20 protein-coding genes are annotated in these 18,674 nt (G+C 62.8%); 9 read left to right on the forward strand and 11 right to left on the reverse strand.

Features of this window, described 5'->3' with window-relative positions:
- From TX78_RS14245 to TX78_RS06165, 3 genes are all read left to right on the forward strand, one after another.
- Positions 1 to 302, forward strand: a 302-nt coding sequence (locus TX78_RS14245; protein WP_044494673.1) for an aminotransferase class V-fold PLP-dependent enzyme, incomplete at its 5' end; no start/stop codon positions are given.
- 1 nt (position 303) lies between these two features.
- Positions 304 to 777 (forward strand): Fe-S cluster assembly sulfur transfer protein SufU, encoded by a 474-nt coding sequence (gene sufU / locus TX78_RS06160; protein ID WP_044494674.1) that lies wholly within the window; start codon positions 304 to 306, stop codon positions 775 to 777.
- A complete protein-coding gene (locus TX78_RS06165) occupies positions 770 to 1,096 on the forward strand; it encodes a metal-sulfur cluster assembly factor (RefSeq protein ID WP_044494676.1) in 327 nt (108 codons plus the stop codon). Before sufU ends, TX78_RS06165 begins: the two co-directional genes overlap by 8 nt.
- Positions 1,097 to 1,108: 12 nt before the next feature.
- On the opposite strand, the gene TX78_RS06170 is transcribed toward TX78_RS06165, so the two are convergent.
- On the reverse strand, positions 1,109 to 1,750 hold the full coding sequence (locus tag TX78_RS06170; RefSeq protein WP_044494677.1) for an energy-coupling factor ABC transporter ATP-binding protein: 642 nt from the start codon (positions 1,748 to 1,750) through the stop codon (positions 1,109 to 1,111).
- Positions 1,751 to 1,832: 82 nt separating this feature from the next.
- Between TX78_RS06170 and TX78_RS06175 the strand changes: the two genes are divergently transcribed.
- Positions 1,833 to 3,431, forward strand: a complete 1,599-nt coding sequence (locus TX78_RS06175) for an ABC-F family ATP-binding cassette domain-containing protein (RefSeq protein ID WP_044494679.1) — start codon at positions 1,833 to 1,835, stop codon at positions 3,429 to 3,431.
- 41 nt (positions 3,432 to 3,472) lie between these two features.
- Positions 3,473 to 4,630, forward strand: coding sequence for a hypothetical protein (locus TX78_RS06180; RefSeq protein WP_049897559.1), 1,158 nt, complete (start codon positions 3,473 to 3,475; stop codon positions 4,628 to 4,630).
- Here the strand turns inward: TX78_RS06180 and TX78_RS06185 are convergent.
- Genes TX78_RS06185 through TX78_RS06200 form a run of 4 tightly spaced genes read right to left on the reverse strand, consistent with a single transcriptional unit; the run spans position 4,627 to position 6,859 of the window.
- Positions 4,627 to 5,184 (reverse strand): hypothetical protein, encoded by a 558-nt coding sequence (locus TX78_RS06185; protein WP_044494681.1) that lies wholly within the window; start codon positions 5,182 to 5,184, stop codon positions 4,627 to 4,629. The two genes, TX78_RS06180 and TX78_RS06185, sit on opposite strands and share 4 nt — an antisense overlap.
- Positions 5,185 to 5,226: 42 nt before the next feature.
- Positions 5,227 to 6,132: an SURF1 family cytochrome oxidase biogenesis protein gene (locus TX78_RS06190; protein WP_044494683.1), complete on the reverse strand. Its 906-nt coding sequence runs from the start codon at positions 6,130 to 6,132 to the stop codon at positions 5,227 to 5,229.
- Positions 6,129 to 6,398: a hypothetical protein gene (locus TX78_RS06195; RefSeq protein ID WP_044494684.1), complete on the reverse strand. Its 270-nt coding sequence runs from the start codon at positions 6,396 to 6,398 to the stop codon at positions 6,129 to 6,131. Before TX78_RS06195 ends, TX78_RS06190 begins: the two co-directional genes overlap by 4 nt.
- Entirely contained in the window at positions 6,398 to 6,859 is a 462-nt protein-coding gene (locus TX78_RS06200; protein WP_044494685.1) for a DUF3099 domain-containing protein, read from the reverse strand. Before TX78_RS06200 ends, TX78_RS06195 begins: the two co-directional genes overlap by 1 nt.
- Before the next feature lie 155 nt (positions 6,860 to 7,014).
- On the opposite strand from TX78_RS06200, the gene fabG reads away from it, so the two are divergent.
- Together fabG and TX78_RS06210 are read left to right on the forward strand one after the other, a co-directional pair.
- Positions 7,015 to 7,722: a 3-oxoacyl-ACP reductase FabG gene (gene fabG / locus TX78_RS06205; RefSeq protein ID WP_044494686.1), complete on the forward strand. Its 708-nt coding sequence runs from the start codon at positions 7,015 to 7,017 to the stop codon at positions 7,720 to 7,722.
- A gap of 36 nt (positions 7,723 to 7,758) precedes the next feature.
- Positions 7,759 to 8,535 (forward strand): SDR family oxidoreductase, encoded by a 777-nt coding sequence (locus TX78_RS06210; RefSeq protein WP_044494687.1) that lies wholly within the window; start codon positions 7,759 to 7,761, stop codon positions 8,533 to 8,535.
- Between the two features lie 19 nt (positions 8,536 to 8,554).
- On the opposite strand, the gene TX78_RS06215 is transcribed toward TX78_RS06210, so the two are convergent.
- The 3 genes from TX78_RS06215 to TX78_RS06225 form a co-directional block, all read right to left on the reverse strand.
- Entirely contained in the window at positions 8,555 to 9,523 is a 969-nt protein-coding gene (locus TX78_RS06215) for a M56 family metallopeptidase (RefSeq protein ID WP_044494688.1), read from the reverse strand.
- Positions 9,524 to 9,577: 54 nt separating this feature from the next.
- Positions 9,578 to 9,919, reverse strand: coding sequence for a BlaI/MecI/CopY family transcriptional regulator (locus TX78_RS06220; RefSeq protein WP_044494690.1), 342 nt, complete (start codon positions 9,917 to 9,919; stop codon positions 9,578 to 9,580).
- Positions 9,920 to 10,029: 110 nt separating this feature from the next.
- On the reverse strand, positions 10,030 to 12,561 hold the full coding sequence (locus tag TX78_RS06225; protein WP_044494692.1) for a DNA gyrase/topoisomerase IV subunit A: 2,532 nt from the start codon (positions 12,559 to 12,561) through the stop codon (positions 10,030 to 10,032).
- Positions 12,562 to 12,632: 71 nt separating this feature from the next.
- Here TX78_RS06225 and TX78_RS06230 point away from each other — a divergent pair, with 71 nt between their 5' ends.
- A complete protein-coding gene (locus tag TX78_RS06230) occupies positions 12,633 to 15,362 on the forward strand; it encodes a bifunctional acetate--CoA ligase family protein/GNAT family N-acetyltransferase (protein ID WP_044494694.1) in 2,730 nt (909 codons plus the stop codon).
- 132 nt (positions 15,363 to 15,494) lie between these two features.
- Positions 15,495 to 15,890 carry an RES family NAD+ phosphorylase gene (locus TX78_RS13160; protein WP_324603313.1) on the forward strand — a complete coding sequence of 132 codons (396 nt, stop codon included), beginning with the start codon at positions 15,495 to 15,497 and terminating at the stop codon, positions 15,888 to 15,890.
- Here the strand turns inward: TX78_RS13160 and TX78_RS06240 are convergent.
- The 3 genes from TX78_RS06240 to TX78_RS14250 all read right to left on the reverse strand — a co-directional run.
- A complete protein-coding gene (locus TX78_RS06240; protein WP_081652613.1) occupies positions 15,841 to 16,230 on the reverse strand; it encodes a GntT/GntP/DsdX family permease in 390 nt (129 codons plus the stop codon). The two genes, TX78_RS13160 and TX78_RS06240, sit on opposite strands and share 50 nt — an antisense overlap.
- 117 nt (positions 16,231 to 16,347) lie before the next feature.
- A complete protein-coding gene (locus tag TX78_RS06245; protein WP_044494700.1) occupies positions 16,348 to 17,370 on the reverse strand; it encodes an NAD-dependent epimerase/dehydratase family protein in 1,023 nt (340 codons plus the stop codon).
- A partial coding sequence (locus tag TX78_RS14250) for an AMP-binding protein (RefSeq protein ID WP_044494702.1) occupies positions 17,367 to 18,674 on the reverse strand: 1,308 nt, incomplete at its 5' end. The genes TX78_RS14250 and TX78_RS06245, both read right to left, overlap by 4 nt.

Consider the following 18,674-nt stretch of genomic DNA (forward strand, 5'->3'; position numbering starts at 1 on the left):
TGCTGGACGGCATTGCGGCTATACCTGGTGTGCGCGTACTGGGCCCCACTGATGCAGCTGACCGCCTCGCGGTGGTGGCATTCGACGTTGCGGGTGTTCATCCGCATGATGTGGGACAGGTGCTTGATGACCAAGGCATTGCGGTGCGCGTAGGACACCACTGCGCGCAGCCGGTGCACCGGGCGTTCGGCGTCCATGCCTCCACTCGAGCCTCAGCCGGTATCTACAACACCGTCGAGGACGTTGAGGCATTCCTGACCGGACTGCACAAGGTGATTGAGTTCTTCAAGGTGGGAGGCTGAGATGGCAAGCGCTATGGAGCAGCTCTACCAGCAGGTCATTCTGGACCACTCCCGCGCCCGCTCCGGGGAGCGTGACATCGACGCCGCCCACGGCGAGTCCTTCCAGGTCAACCCCACCTGCGGTGACGAATGCCGGGTGAAGGTCACACTCGATGGCGACACCATCGAGACCCTGGCCTGGACCGGTCGTGGCTGCTCGATCTCCCAAGCCTCGCTGTCGGTGATGCACGAGATGCTCGAAGGAGAATCCCTGCAGCGAGCCGAAGAGCTGGGGGAGATCTTCCGTGAGCTCATGCACGCCCGCGGCAAAGAGCTTGAGGCGCACAAACAGGAAGAGCTCGAAGACCTGAGCGCATTCACCGGAGTAGCTAAATATCCTGCGCGCATCAAATGTGCGTTGCTGGGATGGATGGCCTTGCGCGATGCGTTACTACAGGCACAGTATGGAGAAGAGAAAGGAGGGGAACATGACTGACACTGCGGCAAAGACCCCCATTGAGGACATTGAAGAGGCCCTCAAAGAGGTCATCGACCCTGAACTCGGTATCAACGTGGTGGACCTCGGCCTGCTCTATGGCCTGCACTACGCCGAGGACGGCGCGCTGATCATCGACATGACCCTCACCACTGCGGCATGCCCGCTGACCGACGTGCTCGAGGAGCAGGTGGGGCAGCATGTCGGCACCATGGTGGATGAATGGCGACTGAACTGGGTATGGATGCCCCCGTGGGGCCCTGAGAAGATCACCGACGACGGCAAAGAGCAGATGCGGGCCCTCGGCTTCAACATCTGAGCTGGTCCCGGGCTACGCGAGTGCGAGCCGCCTGTAGTGAGCGATCGCTGCAGGCGGCTCGTCGTCTGCCACCAGTTGACCGTGGTCAAAGACCAGTACTCGCTGCGCTTGAACAGCGAAGTCCAGATCATGAGTGGCCACCACCAACGGGACGCCCAGTCCCAGCAGCCGGGCCTGAAAATCTGCGGCACTGCGCAGATCCAGCAACGTAGTAGGCTCATCGGCCAGTACGAGTTGAGGGTTGGCGGCCAGTACTCCAGCTAGGGCCACCTTCTGGCGCTCCCCGGAGGAGAGCTCATAAACGCTGGAGTCCAGGCGGTGCTCCAGCTGCACACCGGCAAGAATCTCAGCCGCCTGCTGTGTACGCTGAGCACGGGGCACGCCGGCCTGTTTTAGCGAGAACGCAATGTCCTCGCCCACCACAGGCATCACCGTTTGTGCCTGCGGATTGGCAAAGACAAAACCGGTTCGCGGAGCTTGCGGGGAGAACGTCACGGATCCAGATGTCGGCTGAACGAGGCCGGCCATGAGCCGCAGCAGAGTCGATTTCCCTGAGCCATTGGCTCCGATGATGGCGACCACCGGCTCGGTGATCGTCAATGAGACCGGATGCAATATACGCGCTGGGGCGCCGTCGGAGGTCTCCACGTCCATGCACACCTGGTGCAGTTGGATCGTTAGACTGTCCTGGTTGCCCACGCACACCACCCATGAAGAGATTTGAGGATTTTCACCGTTGATCAGCGTAACTGACCTTGAGCTGCGCGTCGGCGCACGGCTGCTGATGGACGAGGTGAACTTCCGCGTCGATGCTGGTGACAAGATCGGCCTGGTGGGTCGCAACGGCGCCGGCAAGACCACTATGACGAAGGTATTGGCGGGGCAGACTCAGCCCACTGCCGGTCACGTGGAGCGTCGCGGCAGCATCGGCTACCTGCCTCAGGATCCCAAAGTGGAGAACATGGAACAGCTCGCACGCGAGCGCATTCTCTCAGCCCGGGACCTGGATCAGGTCATCACGAAGATGCGTCAGGCTGAAGAGGATATGGCCAGCGACGACGACGCGGTGCGCAGCAAGGCCATGAACCGTTACGGCCGCCTGGAGGCTGAATTTCAGGCAGGCGGCGGCTATGCGGCAGAGTCCGAGGCGGCGACTATCTGTGCCAATCTTGATCTTCCAGACCGCATCCTAAACCAGCCGTTGAAGACGCTCTCCGGCGGACAGCGCCGCCGCGTGGAGTTGGCGCGCATCCTGTTCTCGCAGGCGGACACCCTCCTGCTGGATGAGCCCACTAACCACCTCGACGCCGACTCCATCACGTGGCTGCGCGAGCACCTGAAGACCTTCCACGGTGGCGTGCTGATGATCTCCCACGACGTGGAGCTGGTCGAGCAGACTGTCAATAAAGTCCTGTACTTGGACGCCATGCGGCAGACCGTAGACGTCTACAACATGACCTGGAAGAAGTACCTGGCTCAGCGCGAACAGGATGAGGCACGTCGTAAGCGCGAGTTCGCCAATGCGGAGAAGAAGGCTTCCGCGCTTCGGGCGCAGGCCGAGAAGATGAAGGCGACTGCCACCAAGGCCACGGCAGCGCAGTCGATGCTCAAACGCGCCGAACGCATGATGCGCGGCGTAGAAGGCGAACGCCAGGCAGACCGCGTGGCCAACATCCGCTTCCCCTCACCGCAGTCTTGTGGCAAGACACCGCTGATGGCTGAAGGTCTCTCCAAGTCCTATGGGACCTTGGAACTGTTCACGAGTCTGGATCTGGCTATTGACCGGGGTTCACGCGTGGTGATTCTGGGCTTCAACGGCGCCGGTAAGACGACACTGCTGCGCATGCTGGCCGGGGTCACCCAGCCGGACTCCGGAGAGGTGATTCACGGTCACGGGCTGAAGCTCGGGTACTTCGCTCAGGAGCACGACACACTGGACACTGAGCGCTCGGTGCTGGAGAACATGAAGACTGCTGCACCCTTCCTCAATGACACCGATCAGCGGAAGATCCTGGGCAGCTTCCTGTTCTCCGGAGATGATGTGAGCAAACCTGCGGCGGTGCTCTCCGGAGGTGAAAAGACCCGTCTGGCACTGGCCACGCTAGTGGCCTCAAGCGCCAACGTGCTGCTGCTGGATGAGCCCACCAATAACCTGGACCCCGCCAGCCGTGAAGAGATCCTAGCGGCGCTGCGGACCTACGAGGGCGCCGTCGTGCTGGTCTCCCACGACCCGGGCGCGGTAGAGGCGCTGAACCCTGAACGCGTGCTGCTGCTCCCAGACGGCGTGGAAGATCTCTACACCAAGGAGTACGAGGACCTCATCGCGCTGGAGTGAGCGCGCGGGGTAAAAGCTAGCCTCAGGTATAGAGTGCGGTCATGCCGCCGATTTCTCCTGAGATGCTCCTTGCCGGGCCCCGTGGTCGACGCTTGCTCCTGGAGTTCGCCCGGAGCTCTGAGCAACAGCTTCGGGATCCAGAGGATCGTGCTTTCGGTGTTGCGGAGTTCTGGGCGTCCTACCGGATGGCGCCGAAAGCCAGCCGGGGCTCGCTGTTCGGGGACTCCACCGAGCCAACGCCGACGGTGTTGCCTGCTGATGTGGCCCACGTGCTGAGCGAGACCCCGCTCCTGGAACCCACAGAAGAGAACCTGCGTCCCGCGCTGGCTGACGCTGCAGCTCATGCACGGTATTGGCAGGAACCGGAGGGGACCGACATCCTTGCCGCGACAGTCGAACTCAACGAGCCCCTGCACCGCATCGCAGAACACCTGGCCGCGGGGCCTACCGTTCGCCAGTGGTTGGAACCGGTGCAGCTGGACGACCAGCACGTAGTCCACTGGGACGGAGAAGAGTCTCCGACGGTTCGACCCGATGTCCCGCAGATGCTCGAGGGCGCGCGGCAACAGACGCTGGAGGACGAGGTTCGCTGGAACAGTCGGCGCTACACGTCCATCACCTCCAACTTCTCTGCCGACTGGTGGTCGTTTCCGCATGTGAGCGGTCACGCCCTGCTCACCAGCACCGGGACATTCAGCGACGGGAGCCCGTCGGGGCTTTGGTGGGTCGAGGACGCCTTCGACTGGGACACAGCCAGCACCTATCGGCTGGAGTTCCCCGACGGGGCCGATGAGCTGCGACTGCTGGAGATCAGTGGCCCGCAGGTGTGGGCGGAGCTTTGCGCGCGGTATCCATTGGAAGTGACGTATCAGAAGCGCCATGACTGGTATCGCGCGACCGGTCGAGACGGTCGCTGGGTCATCCCCGACTGGCGGCAGGTGGCGCGGGACTACGACGGCGTGCATCTCACCACGGCCTGTTATCTCCAGGCCGCAGGAGAACCCATTGCCGTTCCGTGGGCAAGTGCCTCCATGGAGCCCCGTGGCGCAAAGACAGCGACCGCGGAGTTCGCCAGCATCATCGCCGGATGGAATCCGGACCAGACGTACTGGTTCTCGGCACAGCCGACCATAAGCGGGAATGCCCTCCGCTGGTGGATGGACGACCACGCTGCATGGCACCGCGAAGAGTCCCGCTAGAGGTCAGCCAGCATCGCCTTCCAGAAGGCCCGCCAGCGCTCACGCGTGTCCTCATCGCTGAGTTTGGTGTGATTGGCAGCCACTGAGGACTTGATGCCGGTGCTCGTCGGCGGCTTCTCGGAGATGTTCACGCTCACTCGTGTCCCATCGGAAAGCCCGACTCGCCAGTAGTGCCACTTCTCAGTGGAGGAGACGGCCGGCTCTTCGCTGAAGGGCACGCCGTCGAACGACTCTGTATCCTCCACCAGACGCAGCCACGCCTGCAGGGCAGCGTCGCGATTGCCCGAGTACGTCTTAGTGGCCGATGCTTGGAAGTCCCCGCTGCTTGACTGTCCCGGGATGCGCAGCCCCTTCTGCTGCTCATAGGCTATCGCTGCGCCCTGAGCCCACCAGCCGCGGTTGGTTACCTGATCCGGCATATGGGTGTAGGTGAGCTTGGCGATGGCCGCATGATCCATCGTCGCGGCCCCAGCCTCATCGAGCAGGCGAACCCATTCCTCCCAGGGTCGGCCGGTGCCGTGAGCGATTGCTTGGGGATTCTGCGCCTGAGCCATAACCGTCATCGTATGAGGAGAGCCACGAGTCGGCCTAGGGTCTCACCGTGAATTGCTCAGATGTTCCTCGACCCAGGCGTCCTCTAAGTCCTCATCACTGAGCTTGCCCTGTTGCAGCCGACGGACGCGTTTGGCCTCCCGGAGACGATCCCGGTTCATAGTGCCGGCAGCGGCTTGATGCGGACTATCTGCTTCTTCCGTAGCCGCTAGATCCCGGTTCCGGGCATGCAGCCGAGCGGCGTAGCCCCAGCCGATGAAACCGAGCAGACCGAAGGCGATCCACTGCATCGAATACGACAGATGCGGACCCTCATCCATACTGGGCCGCACCAGCTGGCTCGGCGCCTGCTCCGGCGCGGGGTCCTCCTGAGCCATCCGCGCGTAAGCGCCGGTGATTAGGGGGTAATCGAGCTGTTCGGCGTACTCAGTCAAATCAAGGGAGGCCAGCTGACCATCCGGGGCATCGCGGTTGATCGCCGGCTCGGCAGGCTTCAGCCGCGCTATTACTTCCACCTGGCCCTCCGGGGGCTGCGGGTTGTACGCCGGGCGGGAGCCGTCATCACTAGAGGTGGGCAGCCAGCCACGGGAGAGAACGACGACGTCGCCAGTCTCCTGCTCGCGGAAGGGCACTACCTGCTCGTAGCCGACCTGGCTCATATGGCCCCGATTGCGGACCAAGCGGAAGTCATCGGCGAGGTACTCACCGTGCATACTGACCACAGTCCACTCATCTTGGCTGTCCGGATCAGCGAAGAGCTCACGGACCTCGGAGTAGGGGACGGGGTCCTCGTCATAATTCTGCACCACACGGTTGATCTCATCCAGTGCGTGCTCACGGCGGTCCAGCTGCCATTGCCCCAGGAAGTAGCAGGCCACAGCAAAAACGGCGCATACGGCGAGCCACCCAAGCCAGGTGGGGGTCAGGAGGAAACGGTAGCGCTCTTTCACCCTCGGAACTCCCCGTCCACTGAAGCAGTGCCGGTCTCCAGCGGTTCGGTGCTGCGCCAGAAGAGCCGCTGCTTCAGAAAGTTCTCCAGCCACTCGCGATGCTCTGCGCAGGCCAGCCATACCTTGCGCCGCTCGGGCGTATGGATCTTCGGGTTATTCCACTTCACCTGCCACTGCGCCTGAAGGCGGCATCCCTTGCGGGAGCACTCGGCCTGTTCCGGGCCCTGCTGGGCGGAATCGGCGCTCAATGATCCAAGCAGGTCCATCAGCTCTTCCTCCGCTCGCTCGGGTGCGTGTCAGTCTCAGTTGGGTCTCTCAGGTCTTCGCCGGTGATCACCTCACCGGAGATGACGTCACCAGCACTGGGGAAGTGCCCGTGGTCGTACTCTTGGGTTTCAGCCTCCCACCACTGCGGCTGTTCCGCGGCCTCATCCGCAGAGGGGCCGGTGGTGAGCTGCGGCTGAGCGTTCAAGCCATCAGCTGCGCGAGACGCCATATAACGGTCACCGCCAGCATTGGCATCAACCACCGCCACATACGGCAGCACCACTGCGGCCGCCACAAAAGCCATGGCCCACCATGTCTCCCACACCACACCGACAACTGCGGCCAGAATGAAGCAGACAACGCGAATAGACATCGCCAGCGTATAGCGCAGCATGCGCCCATGCTGCTCCTCACTGTGTTTGAGAGGAGCATCCGTGATCGAGTGAACCGGCTCGGCCATCACTTCATTCTACGCCTGATAGGCGATCTTCTACAGCCGGTAGAAGTACTGCCGGCATGGGCGCGCAACGGTGTTGTGACGCGCGGGTAGCCGGGTGCTCGCGTAGGGTGTGGGATGGAGAAATTCGATCTCACCACTTTGCTTCAAGGAGAATAATGAGCGGACGCAGCGTCCTGATCACCGGCGGCAACCGCGGCATCGGCCGGGCCATTGCAGAGGAGTTCCTGGCTAACGGCGATAAGGTCGCCGTCACCACCCGAAACGGCGACGCCCCTGAAGGCGCTCTCGGCGTGGCAGCAGATGTCACCGACTCAGCCTCCATTGACGCGGCCTTCAAGACCGTAGAGGAAGCCCACGGTCCGGTGGAAGTGCTGGTGGCCAATGCTGGCATCACCCGCGACACCCTCCTGCTGCGCATGAGCGAAGAGGACTTCTCGTCAGTCCTCGACACCAATCTCACCGGAGCCTTCCGGGTGCTCAAGAGGGCTTCCAAAGGTATGCTGCGGCTGAAGAAGGGCCGGGTGATCCTCATCGGTTCCGTAGTCGGCCTCTACGGTTCTCCGGGCCAGATCAACTACTCCTCATCCAAGTCCGCGCTGGTGGGTATGGCCCGCTCCTTCACTCGCGAGCTGGGCGGGCGAGGCATCACCGCAAATGTGGTGGCCCCCGGATTCGTCCGTTCAGATATGACAGATGCCCTGGATGAGGACACCCAGAAGAAGTACCTGGCGAACATCCCTGCAGGTCGCTTCGCGGAGACCGAAGAAGTCGCCCGCGTGGTGCGCTGGATCGCCTCTGAGGAAGCTGGATACATCTCCGGTGCAGTCATCCCCGTTGACGGCGGCCTGGGCATGGGCCACTGAGCCCACGGCACTATTTACTTTCAAGGAGACACACTTATGACTGCAACTACTGCCTCTGCTCAGCCCCAGGACCTCGCCGGAAAAGGTGCGGTGATTACCGGATCCTCCCGCGGCATCGGTGCTGCCACCGCGGCCCTGATCGCAGCCCGAGGTGCAGGCGTCGTCGTGAACTACCGTGCCAAGGCCCCACGCGCTAACAAAGTGGTCAAGGGGATCGAAGAAGCCGGCGGGAAGGCCGTGGCGGTGGGAGCGGATCTGACTGAAGACAGCGGAGCCCAGACCCTGGTCGACGCCGCGGTGCAGAACTTCGGCTCTTTGGATCTACTGATCCTCAACGCCTCAGGCGGCATGGAGGCAGACCGCGGCGAAGACTACGCGCTGAAGCTCAATCGCGACGCGCAGGTCAACATGGTCAAAGCTGCTATCCAGGCCATGCCGGCGGGCTCACAGATCGTCTTCGTCACCAGCCATCAGGCACACTTCATCAACCAGACGGCCACCATGGACGCCTACGAGCCGGTGGCGCGTTCAAAGCGTGCCGGTGAAGACGCGCTGCGCGAGATGGTGCCGGTCCTTGATGACAAGGGCATCACCCTCACCATCGTCTCAGGTGACATGATCGAAGGCACCATCACCGCCACGCTGCTGGATCGAGCCGAGCCAGGGGCCATCGAAGCCCGCCGGGCAGCCGCAGGCAAGCTCTACACCGTGGAAGAGTTTGCCGCGGAGATTGCCGCGCTGGTCAATAAGCCCGGACTGGAACAGGCGCATACCGAACTGGTCGGTGGTGCTGGAGACTTCCTGCAGAACTAACTCACCGCAGCTGCTGCCCTTAGGAGATCAGGATGAGCCCGGTGGGAATTGCCAGCAGCGCGAGCGCAGAAGACGCGATGCCCAGACTGGCTGTCCGGGTCAGCGGCGCCGGCGGAAGCAGCAGCCGCTGCAGCCTGGCACCGGTGATCAGACCGCCCTGGGCCTGCGGCGCAGCTGCATCAGGCGAGGGCTGATCCTCACCACTTCCGGTAGTGGCGATGGAGCGCAGGAGGTCCTCCCTGGAACTTTCGGCCAGCGCCCCGTCATCGGCGAGCATCTCAGTCAGCTCCAGCACCGCCTCCCGCCCGTAGCGGGTGGTGGGAAGCCAGGGGAGCGCCCGGTACCAGGCCTCGAAAGCCATGGTGAGGAGATGATGGCGCTGTGCCAGGTGCGTCTTCTCATGGGCGACGACGGCGGCCAGCTCCGCCTCACTGAGCTGTACCAGCAGACCTCGGGACAGCACTGTGACAGAGCTGGCGTTGGTACGTCCTGGCAGGCAATAGGCCAACGGGGCGTCATGTTCGATAATGTGCGTGTCCACTAGGTGGGCGGTCTCAGGGTCCTGCTCCTGGGCCAGCGGTGTGGAGAGCAGGCCCACCAGCTGCCGATGGCGGCGTCGGGCATTAAGTACCCGGATATACGTACGGGCCAGAGTCAGCAGCAGGTGGCCGCCGATCAGCACGCCCAGGCATAACGCAAAGATGTGCGTGGGGTGGACATCAAGGTCCTCCAGGGCGGCGAAATCCTCCTGAGTCAGCAGCCGCAGGACTGTGACAACAGCCTCAAGCAGAGAATCTCCGAATGGTGCCAGCCCATAGATCATCGGGGCACCCACCAACGACAGCCCGCCGGCTAAAGCGATGCTCTGCCACAGCAGCATCGCTGTCCACGGGGACCGTACGCGGAAGCTCGCTTGGTGCAGGAGCCGGGGGACCGGTACTGCCAGCAGGAATGCCAGGGCTGCCAGAAAGAGCGCTAAGAACTCCACGCAGCCCCGCTTGTCTGCTCACGGAGGATGCTGGTCATAAGACCAGCTTAGTGACTATTTGCTCAGGATCTTGCGCAGCGCTGTGGCTTCGGAGTCCGAGACTCCGCCGATAAACCGTGCAAGAACCGCTTCGCGGTCAGGAACAGTGCCCAGCACCTCGTTGAGCATCTCGACGGTGTGCTCCTCGCGCGAGGCGGTCGCAGCATAACGGTGCGGCCGGGTGGAGCGCTCGCGGTGGACCATGCCCTTCTTCTCCAGGCGTGAAAGCACAGTGAGCACGGTGGTCACAGCCAGGGACTCATCTAGCTGGTCACGTACTTCATTGGCGCTAAGACGCTGCCCGCCGTCCCACAGCAGGCTCATCACAGAACGCTCAAGATCTCCGAGGCTGGCCAACGTTGTACTCCTTTTCTGCCCTGACATATCAGTGCATTACTACGATACGCCCATCTCACCGGGATTTCTACACATCGTAGAACGTTGGTGTTACGCAGAAATGACGACCGTTATGCGCTGACCGAGGAAGCGAACCGGGCCATCGCCTCCGGAGAAGAAGCGACGGCGTCGATCTGCTGCTCCAGCGGCACGCCTGAGGCATCACGGCGGGCCATCTCAGCCGGTACCGTCCGGGCCGAGCCGTTCTTAGCCGCTGCCAGGGGTGAGGCAAGCACAGCAGCGCCGAGGGTGAGGTGGTCTTCCCCGCGCAGCAAGCGCTGGGCACGCACTCCGCCGGTAGCCCGTCCCTTGGCAGGGAACTCGCTCAGATCGCTGACCTTGATACTGCCGGATTCCAGACCCTCGAGCGTGCCGTCGCCGGCGGCAATCGTAACCACCACCGCCGCACCCTCCTCATGAAGGGCACCGGCAGGTATCACGGAGAATCCGATGACGGCGTCGTCCTCACCTAATTTCATGCCGGCCACTCCGGCCCCGGCGCGACCCTGGGGCCGCACCAGTGAAGCGTCGTAGCGCAGCAGCTGGGCAGCACGGGAGACGAAGACCAGCTGGTCATCGTCGCCTGCGGCAACATCAACACCGATCACGGTGTCCTTGTCCTTCAATGCGATGACTTCCCACTCGTCGCGATTGAGCGGGTATTCCGGATTGACTCGCTTGATGCGGCCTTCAGCGGTAGCCAGTGCAATGACCCGATCCAAGGGTACGAACCCGATAAGTTCTTCGCGTGTGCCGAGAGTCAAGAAGTCCTTGACCTTAGCGCCCTGATTGAGGTTGATCTTTCCCCCAGCGATCTCCAGCGGCGGAAGGTCCACCACGGGAATGCGGAGCATCCGCCCCAGCGACGTGACCGCGCCGATCTCACCGCGCGCGGTGGTGGCCACCAATGAACGCAGCGCATCGTGACGAGTTCGGCGGGTGGGATGCACCAGCGAGGAGCGGTCAGTAGTGCGCGCCAACTGGCCTGAGGTGGACAGCACCGCCCAGCAGGGCGAGTCTGGAATCTGAAGGTGAGAACCGGCGTCGTCGATCTTCCCTGCGGCCGCATCGGCAGGCACTATTGGCTCTGCGGCTTCGGATTCCACCAGCTGCGTGCGCCGATCATCACCGTATTTCTCCGCGACATCGGCAAGTTCATCTGCGACCACCTCGCGAAGCCGAGACTCCGAGTCAAGGATCGCGGCGAGTTCAGCGATCTCCTCCTCCAGGCGCTGCTTCTCCTGCTCAAGCTCCAAAGTGGAGTAGCGGGTCAACTGACGCAGTCGCAGCTCGAGAATATGCTCGGCTTGGGGTTGGGTCAGGTCAAAGATCGTCATCAGCCGCTGGCGTGCGGCGCCGGTGTCCTCGGCGGCACGGATGATCTGGATGACCTGGTCAATATCGAGGATCGCGATCAGCAGGCCCTCGACAAGATGCAGCCGATCGCGGCGCTTGCCCAGCCGATGGGCGGTGCGCCTGCGTACCACGGTGATGCGGTGATCCACATAGACCTGCAGCATCTCCAACAGCCCCAGAGTGCGGGGCTGACCGTCCACCAACGCCACATTATTGATGCCGAAGGAGTCTTCCAGCGGGGTGAGCTTATAGAGCTGAGCCAGCACAGCCTGGGGGTTAAAACCGGCCTTGAGCTCAATGATCATCCGCAGCCCGTGCTTACGGTCAGTCAGGTCCAGAACATCAGCAATGCCGGTGAGCTTCTTTGCCTGCGCGGCTTCTTTAATCTTGGCGATGACCTTCTCGGGGCCCACCATATAGGGCAGCTCAGTGACCACAATGCCGGTACGGCGCGGGGAGACCTGTTCGATAGCTGTCTTAGCGCGGATCTTGAAGCTGCCGCGGCCGGTGCGGTAGGCGTCGCGAATGCCGTCAAGCCCGACGATCCGGCCACCTGAGGGAAGATCAGGCCCGGGGATATGAGCCATGATGTCCTCAAGGCTGGCCTCCGGGTTGTGGATCAGATGACGGGCGCCAGCGACCACTTCGCGCAGATTATGCGGAGCCATATTCGTGGCCATGCCCACGGCGATGCCGGAGGCACCATTGACCAGCAGATTGGGGAACGCGCTGGGCAGCACACCGGGCTGGGTGAGCTGGTTGTCGTAGTTAGGCTCAAAATCGACAACGTCCTCATCCAGATCCGCCGTCATGGCCGTGGCAGCGGCAGTCATCCGCGCCTCGGTGTACCGCGGGGCCGCAGGGCCATCGTCGAGAGAGCCGAAGTTACCGTGCCCATCTACCAGCGGCAGTCGCAGGGCAAAAGACTGAGCCATACGGACCAGGGCATCGTAAATGGCCGCGTCCCCATGGGGATGCAGCTTGCCCATCACCTCGCCTACCACGCGGGCAGACTTCACATGACCCTTCTGCGGGGTCAGCCCCATTTGGGACATCATGTAGAGAATTCGTCTCTGCACCGGTTTGAGACCATCGCGGGCATCAGGAAGCGCACGCGAATAGATCACCGAATAGGCGTACTCCAGGAACGAGGTCTCCATCTCGGCGGAGACGTCAATATCGATGATGTTCTCCTCCGGGGTGACCGGAGGAGCAGAGTCGCTGGAGCGTGATGGTCGGCGGGCCATAGTGGGTGAGTGTGGTCCTTGTCTTTAGTCAGGTCTAGGAGTGTTGGTCTTCATTGGCTAGTGTTGATCCTATGGGTGACAGCGCACTGTTCCGCGGATATCCAGCCCACTGGGAGGCTGATGTCGTGCTGCGCGACGGCGCAGCGGCCCATTTGAGACCGGTGCACCCAGAAGATGCTGAGCGCCTCCAGCGCATGCACGCCGGGCAGTCTGAGTCTTCGATCTACCTGCGCTACTTCACGTATAAGTCAGCGCTGACGCAGAAAGAGCTTCAGCGCTTCACCAATGTAGACCATGTGGACCGGGTTTCCTTGGTGGTGCTGCTGGATGACCAGATTATCGGGGTCGGCGGCTATGACCGCATCGAAGGAACCAGGGAGGCGGAGGTCTCCTTCAATATTTCTGACGCCCATCAGGGACGCGGGTTGGGATCGGTGCTGCTGGAGCACCTGGCAGCAGCTGGACGCGAACGCGGACTCGAGCACTTCTCAGCCGAGGTTCTCCCGGAGAACCGCAAGATGCTCACAGTCTTCTCCGAAGCCGGTTACGAGGTCCAGCGCACATTCGAGGACGGAGTGGTCCTGTTGAAGTTCTCCATCGACCCCACTGAGCGCTCGCGCGAGGTGATGGAGGCCCGCGAGCATCGCGCCGAGGCACGCAGCGTCGGGGAACTGCTGGCACCGCAGCAAGTTGCGGTGATCGGGGCTTCCCGGGAGTACGGATCGGTGGGTTATCACCTGCTGCAGAACCTCATTGAATCCAATTTCACCGGCGGGGTGCACTCGGTGAACCCCGAAGCCTTGGAGGTCGGTGGGACTGCGGCCTATTCATCGCTGGAACACATTAAGCAGGACATTGACCTGGCGATTATCGCGGTGCCCGCGGAGCAGCTGGCCACAGTGGTCACCGACTGCGGCCGCAAGGGCGTCAAAGGGATCCTGGTGGTGACCGACGGGATCTCAGTCCATGACGAGAGCGTTGGTGGCGCCATCGATCAGCGTGAGCTGGTGCGGCTGGCCCGCCGGTACGGCATGCGCGTCATCGGACCAGCATCTGTGGGGCTGATCAATACTGACCCGGATATCTCGCTCAATGCCTCGCTGTCGCCCACCTTGCCGGTGCGCGGGGGTGTGGGACTTTTCAGTCAATCAGCCTCCATTGGTGTATCGCTCTATGCGCAGGCGCACCGCCGGGAACTGGGGCTTTCGGCGGTGATTTCAGCGGGCAATCGCGCTGACCTCTCCGGCAATGACGCGATGCAGTACTTCGAGGACGACGACGCCACCCGGGCTGTCGGCGTCTATCTGGAATCCTTCGGTAACCCACGCAAGTTCTCGCGCATTGCGAGGCGTCTTTCACTGAGCAAGCCGGTGGTTGTGGCCAAATCTGATGTGATGGGCCGCAGACTGCCACCAGGACATGAAGTCCGAATCTCCCGAGCCCCGCAAGGGGCGGTAGATGCAATGCTTGATAACTCCGGAGTCATCCAAGCGGGCAATCACGATTCGCTCATGGATGTCCTGCAGGTCCTGGCCACTCAGCCGCTTCCGGTGGGACCGAAACTCGGGATCCTCTCCAATTCACCTTCAATGGGCAGGCTGCTGGCAGATGCGGGGGAGTCCTACGGGCTGCAGCCGACCACGATCAATGGAGAACTGGACATGGAAGGCGGCCGTCGGGACTCCGCGCGGGCGCTGACTGAGGCACTGGAAGCTCTGTTCAACGACGACGAGGTCGACTCGGTGGCGGTATGCCTGCAGCCCACTATCACCGGCGTGCACTATGACCATGCGCGGGCGATCTCCGAGACTGCTCGCGGACATACCAAGCCGATGGTGATGTCACTGATCGGCATTCTGGACCCGCATGTGCCGCTGAACTACATCGGCAATGCTGGTCCGGTGATTGAGTCCGGCGCCCTGCAGCAGGGGGTCCCGGTCTTCTCGTCTCCGGCTCGATCAGTGGCTGCGCTGGCAAAGGTTGTCCGCTACCAGCAGTGGCGCACACGCGGCATCGGCGAGCCGTATATTCCTGTCGGGCTGGAGGGTACTGCGGTGGCTCGCCAGGGCGATGAACTGCTGACCACATGGTTGGCAGATCTTGAGGGCGCATCGCTGAAGCGGCTGAGCCAGGAGCAGACCCAGCAGCTGCTGGGACTTTATGGCGTAGAGGTGCTGTCCTCTATCCCGTTCGAGAGTGCAGATGAAGCCGTGGCTGCCGCGCAGCGACTGGGGTACCCCGTGGCCGTGAAATCGACCAACACTTATCTGCGGCACCGGCTGGACCTTGGTGGGGTGCAGCTGAACATTGATGACGAGGAGACACTGCGCCGTACGGTATCCGATATGCGCAGAACCCTTGCCGAATACGGCAGCCCGGGTCTCGAAGTGCAAGCCATGGCCCCGACCGGCCAGGGCTGTATTCTGCGCGCCATCGAAGATCCTATGATGGGGCCGGTCGTCTCCTTCGGGATCTCCGGTGACGCGGTGGACCTTTTGGACGACTGGTCGCATGCGGTGCCGCCGATGACCGATCAAGACGTGCATCGGCTGATCCGCAAACCCAAGGCCGCACGGAAACTGCTGGGTTATCAAGGAGTTCCGGCAGTAGATGTATCGGCACTGGAAGAGACGGTGCAGCGGGTGGCGATGCTCAAGGACAACCATCCGCAGGTCGCTGCCCTGCAGCTGACTCCCATGCTGGCGTCTCCAGATGGAATCACCATTCTGCACGCCAGTATCGACATCGCCAATCCAGAACAGCGCACCGACTCAGCCCGTCGGGCCATCTCCAGGTACTGAGGTCTCGTGGCATTGACGGGGGAGGGCGGCTTGCCGCAAGTTCAACGCAGCTCCGCCCTGTTCTGCCGCGTCGCGGGCACCTTCTACCGCGGAGTAAATCCGCAGTTTGTCGCCTCGGCGCTACAGGGATCGGTGCGTCCTGGGCGGTATTCCGCAGAAGGTCAACCGACGCTGTACCTGAGCTCCTCCCCGGAAGGCGTCAGTGCTGCGATGCTTGCGCATCATCACGACGCCGACCCCGAGTTGGAGCTGCTGCGCATCCGGGTGGAGGCCGATAGCATCTTTGACCTGCGCGATGAGCACGCCCGTCGTGCCGCCGGGATCAGACTCAAGGACGCGGTATCTGACTGGCAACAGGTAGTAGCCGAAGACGGCATTCCGCCATCGTGGACAGTCCGCCATCGTCTCATGAAACTGGGTGCACAAGGACTAATAGACCCATCACGGAAGGCATCTGGGCTCTGGCATCTGGTGCTCTTTACCTGGATCCCAGGTAGCGATTCACCAGCCAGAAGCCCGAGTCGTTGACGTGAGAGAGCACCGTGGCCCCGGCACCGATCGCTACCACTACGGCACCGATCATCGCAGGTGAGTAGTCAGAGCCTTCCACCAGAGGTGCGATGATGGCCGCTGCAGTGACCGTTGCCACGGTGCCCGAACCAAGAGCTACTCTCAGCAACGCTGCAGCCACAAATGCCAGCAGAATGACGGGGGTGCGCAGCTGTCCCAGCGTGTCCTCTAGAGCATCGCCGACACCGGAATCCTCCAGCACCTGGCCGAAGACACCACCTGCGCCGGTCACCAACAGGATCAGGCCAACCGGTGCCAGGGCTTTGGAAGCAACGGTCGATGAGCAGGCCGACTGCAGATACGTTGGGTCTCCCCAGGCTTGACGTCAGGTGGCAGCCAGGCTAGGAGGGGTTGCTTTCCGGTACCCGGAAATCAGTTGGACGGCAGGTGAGCAGCGGTGCGGACTTAGCGGCCGCTAAAGCACCGTGCCAGTGCTGCGGATGTGACTGCCCAAACGAGCCAGCCCCTGATCAATACTGATGGACGGCGTCCAGTCCAGCAGCTGCTGAGTTCTGCGCTGGTCAAACCAGTGGGCGGTAGAGAGCTGTTCTGCGAGGAACTTAGTCATCGGGGGTTCATCCTGATGCGGTCCGGTGACCCGCTCAGAGAGCGCCCAGATCTTCTCCACTGCCAGGCCCGCGGCCTTGGCCAGTGCGGCAGGCACTCGAAGCTTCGGCGGTGCAGCCCCGCCGGCTGCTGCGATGCCCATGATCAGCTCGCCGATGGGGCGCGGTTCGCCGTTGGTCACCACCAGTGTCTCCCCGGCGATCAGCGGAAGCCTCCGAAGACCGCTGACGAAGGCCTCCACCGCGTTGTCGATATAGAGCGTGTCCACCAGGGGAGCGCCGGTGCCGATCAGCGGAAGCCGACCAGACCGGGCGCGATCAATAATGCGCTTGGTCAGCTGCCCATCACCGGGACCCCAGACCAGGTGCGGGCGCATAATCAGGACATTGACCCCCGCCGAACCTCGAGCCTGGGCCAGCACCTCTGCCTCGGCTTTGGTCCGTGCGTAATGGCCTTCAGCATGCTGGGGATCGGGCAGACCAGCAGGAGCACCCACCAAGGAGGACCCTGCGTGAGCCACTGACGGTGAGGAGACATGCAAGATGTTCTCAACGCCAGCGCCCCAGGCCGCGTCGAAGAGCTTTTCCGTGCCTAGGATATTGACCCGTTCAAAGTCCTCGCGACGGCCGGAGACTGACACTTTTGCCGCCATATGCACAATGGCGTCCTGGCCGTCGACTGCTTGCGCTACGGCGTCGTCGTCGGTCAGCGAACCGCGCACTTCACGTGCGCCGACAACGTCGGAAGCGCTGCGCTGGAAGGTGGTGACCTGGTAACCGAGATCGGCAAGCCGCTGCGCTACGCTGCGGCCCAGCAGACCTGAGGCACCAGTGACCAGCACCCGGGCGGGAGGCAGAATCTCGTGGCTCACAGTGCAGCCTTCTCTCCGGCGAGCACGGCCGCAGCCCAGGCGGCCAGCCTGCTGCGCTCAATCTTCGAGTTGTGACGAATATCTGTGGGCAGTTCATCAACAATGAGCACTGCTGAGACCGGCACCTCAGAACTTGCCTCGCGGACCGCGGCCGCGAACTGCGGCTGGGCTAAGGGTGAGGAACCCACTCGAAGGTTGGCACCGTCAACGGGTTCAACAACGACGACGACCGCCTGGGTACCGGCAGGGCCCACTCCTACCGCGGCGCTGCGAGCTACCTGGTCGAGGGCGTCAACCGGAGTCTCGACGACGCCGGGTCCGATCGGGCCTGCAGGGGCACTGATCACATGCTGAAGCCGCCCCTGGATCCAGAGCCTGCCGTCAGCATCGATATGGCCCACATCGCCGGTGCGGTGCCAAAGCAGTCCCTTCTCAGTGTCCCGACGGGACTGCCGATCGGTGTACCAGAGCCGGTCATAGCCGGCCTTCAGGTGGGCTGCGGAGACGACGAGCTCACTGAGGACCCCTGGTGCATCAGCGGGGTCAACCAGCTGCTCGGCAGGGGTGCCCAGCTCATCCAGCGGCGCCAGAGCGAACTGCACTCCGCTGACTGGGCGTCCTACACATACTCCGGCCTGGCCGGTGGACATGGCCTCATGGATATCTCTGCGGGAGATGTCGGCCTGAAGTAGTCCCTCGGTCATGCCGTAGGGAGTGTGCAGCTCAGCCTGCGGGAAGATGTCCTGGACTGCATCCAGGACATCTGGATGCACCGGGGCACCGGCGGAGAGCACCAGGCGAATCCGCTGCAGTGCCTGCCGCTGCTCCGGCTTAAGCGCACTGGCTGTGGCCACCACATTGCGCAGCGCCGCCGGTGACCCGAAGAACATAGTGGCTTTACCTTCCGCTGCGGCTTCGGCCACTGCCTGGGCAGTGAGGGTTGCCGGCTTGGTGACAGACATATCGGGGGTCACTGAGGTGGCACCGATGGCCGGCCCCAGCAGAGCAAAAGGCGCAAAGCCGGCAATCAGCGAGGAGCCCGGTTTGATGTCGAACTGCTGCCGAAGCAGCGCGACCAGGGCTCCCAGCCGCTCATGGGTGTAGAGCACCCCTTTTGCGGGACCAGTGGACCCGGAGGTGAAGAGCACCGCGGCGGGGTCAGCAGCAGAAGGCATCGGAACATCCTGCAGCCGTGAGCCGGCAGCCGAGCGCAGCAGTCGCTCCACCGAAGCCGCAGTTCCCAACAGTGCGGACTGGCGTTCAGAGAGCGCATCCACGCTGATCCGGGTACCGGGCCAGCCCAG

Origin of the sequence: Nesterenkonia massiliensis, assembly GCF_000455245.1 — a bacterium.
In the GTDB taxonomy this organism is placed as follows: Bacteria; Actinomycetota; Actinomycetes; order Actinomycetales; family Micrococcaceae; genus Nesterenkonia; species Nesterenkonia rhizosphaerae.

Excerpts from the sequence above, each read along its gene's own strand:
- TX78_RS06170 (WP_044494677.1), bottom strand. The coding sequence starts at position 1,750 with ATGGACGTGGAGACCTCCGACGGCGCCCCAGCGCGTATATTGCATCCG.
- sufU (WP_044494674.1), top strand. The coding sequence starts at position 304 with ATGGCAAGCGCTATGGAGCAGCTCTACCAGCAGGTCATTCTGGACCAC.
- TX78_RS06165 (WP_044494676.1), top strand. The coding sequence starts at position 770 with ATGACTGACACTGCGGCAAAGACCCCCATTGAGGACATTGAAGAGGCC.
- TX78_RS06185 (WP_044494681.1), bottom strand. The coding sequence starts at position 5,184 with ATGGCTCAGGCGCAGAATCCCCAAGCAATCGCTCACGGCACCGGCCGA.
- TX78_RS06180 (WP_049897559.1), top strand. The coding sequence starts at position 3,473 with ATGCCGCCGATTTCTCCTGAGATGCTCCTTGCCGGGCCCCGTGGTCGA.
- TX78_RS06210 (WP_044494687.1), top strand. The coding sequence starts at position 7,759 with ATGACTGCAACTACTGCCTCTGCTCAGCCCCAGGACCTCGCCGGAAAA.
- TX78_RS06225 (WP_044494692.1), bottom strand. The coding sequence starts at position 12,561 with ATGGCCCGCCGACCATCACGCTCCAGCGACTCTGCTCCTCCGGTCACC.
- TX78_RS06200 (WP_044494685.1), bottom strand. The coding sequence starts at position 6,859 with ATGGCCGAGCCGGTTCACTCGATCACGGATGCTCCTCTCAAACACAGT.
- TX78_RS06195 (WP_044494684.1), bottom strand. The coding sequence starts at position 6,398 with ATGGACCTGCTTGGATCATTGAGCGCCGATTCCGCCCAGCAGGGCCCG.
- fabG (WP_044494686.1), top strand. The coding sequence starts at position 7,015 with ATGAGCGGACGCAGCGTCCTGATCACCGGCGGCAACCGCGGCATCGGC.
- TX78_RS06230 (WP_044494694.1), top strand. The coding sequence starts at position 12,633 with ATGGGTGACAGCGCACTGTTCCGCGGATATCCAGCCCACTGGGAGGCT.